At 51.3% G+C, this 1,484-nt stretch carries 1 protein-coding gene; it reads right to left on the bottom strand.

Features of this window, described 5'->3' with window-relative positions; translation table 11 throughout:
* Positions 1 to 318: 318 nt before the first annotated feature.
* Entirely contained in the window at positions 319 to 1,299 is a 981-nt protein-coding gene (locus ACFFXY_RS25265) for an IS5-like element ISKpn26 family transposase (protein WP_000019445.1), read from the bottom strand.
* Between the last annotated feature and the right edge of the window lie 185 nt (positions 1,300 to 1,484).

Genomic DNA, 1,484 nt, shown 5'->3' with positions numbered 1-1,484 from the left:
ATCAGCTGCATGGGCAGCAGTCATGCCAAAAAACGCGGTTGCCATTGCTGCAGAGAGAAGAACCTTTTTCATTGCCATTTCCTTGTCAGAGTGAATTACGAATCAATGAGCACACTGTGAATTCGCATAGAACCAGAAACATCAGGCGATGCTGATTTATGCCACTGCTAAGGAAGGTGCGAATAAGCAGGTCATTTCTTCCCAAGCTGACTCGCTGATTAAAATTTCGCGGATCTGGGCCGATTTTTTTCCCGCAAACACATCGAATCAGCCTATTTAGGCTATTTTTTCCACCATTTCTGGCGTTATTTCCGGTTTTTACTGAGATCTCTCCCACTGACGTATCATTTGGTCCACCCGAAACAGGTTGGCCAGGGTGAATAACATCGCCAGTTGGTTATCGTTTTTCAGCAGCCCTTTGTATCTGGCTTTCACGAAGCCGAACTGCCGCTTGATGATGCGAAACGGGTGCTCCACCCTGGCACGGATGCTGGCTTTCATGTATTCGATGTTGATGGCCGTTTTGTTCTTGCGCGGATGCTGCTTCAAGGTTTTTACCTTGCCGGGACGCTCGGCGATCAGCCAGTCCACATCCACCTCGGCCAGCTCCTCGCGCTGTGGCGCTCCTTGGTAGCCGGCATCGGCTGAGACAAATTGCTCCTCTCCATGAAGCAGATTACCCAGCTGATTGAGGTCATGCTCGTTGGCCGCGGTGGTGACTAGGCTGTGGGTCAGGCCACTCTTGGCATCGACACCAATGTGGGCCTTCATGCCAAAGTGCCACTGATTGCCTTTCTTGGTCTGATGCATCTCCGGATCGCGTTGCTGCTCTTTGTTCTTGGTAGAGCTGGGTGCCTCAATGATGGTGGCATCCACCAAAGTGCCTTGGGTCATCATGACGCCTGCTTCGGCCAGCCAGCGATTGATGGTCTTGAACAATTGACGGGCCAGTTGATGCTGCTCGAGCAGGTGGCGGAAATTCATGATGGTGGTGCGATCCGGCAGGGCGCTATCCAGGGATAATCGGGCAAACAGGCGCATGGAGGCGATTTCGTACAGGGCATCTTCCATGGCACCGTCGCTCAGGTTGTACCAATGCTGCATGCAGTGAATACGCAGCATGGTCTCCAGCGGATAGGGCCGTCGGCCATTGCCCGCCTTGGGATAAAACGGCTCGATGACAGCGGTCATATTCTGCCATGGCAGAATCTGCTCCATGCGGGAGAGGAAAATCTCTTTTCGGGTCTGACGGCGCTTAGTGCTGAATTCACTATCGGCGAAGGTGAGTTGATGGCTCATGATGTCCCTCTGGGATGCGCTCCGGATGAATATGATGATCTCATATCAGGAACTTGTTCGCACCTTCCCTAAAGCAGACTAATCCTATGGAAATGGAAAGATGGCAAGCATTGTTCTTTTTTTTGTTTACGTAATGTTTTTTATACCGAAAATGGACTTAATTTCTCTCGGGGGAGGGTTTAACG

The organism is Glycomyces mayteni, from assembly GCF_042428885.1.
Lineage (GTDB): Bacteria > Actinomycetota > Actinomycetes > Mycobacteriales > Micromonosporaceae > Glycomyces > Glycomyces mayteni.
Note: the sequence above shows the minus strand (reverse complement) of the source record. Positions and strands in the feature narration are given on the sequence as shown.

Coding starts and splice junctions, on each gene's coding strand:
- ACFFXY_RS25265 (WP_000019445.1), bottom strand. CDS start 1,299: ATGAGCCATCAACTCACCTTCGCCGATAGTGAATTCAGCACTAAGCGC.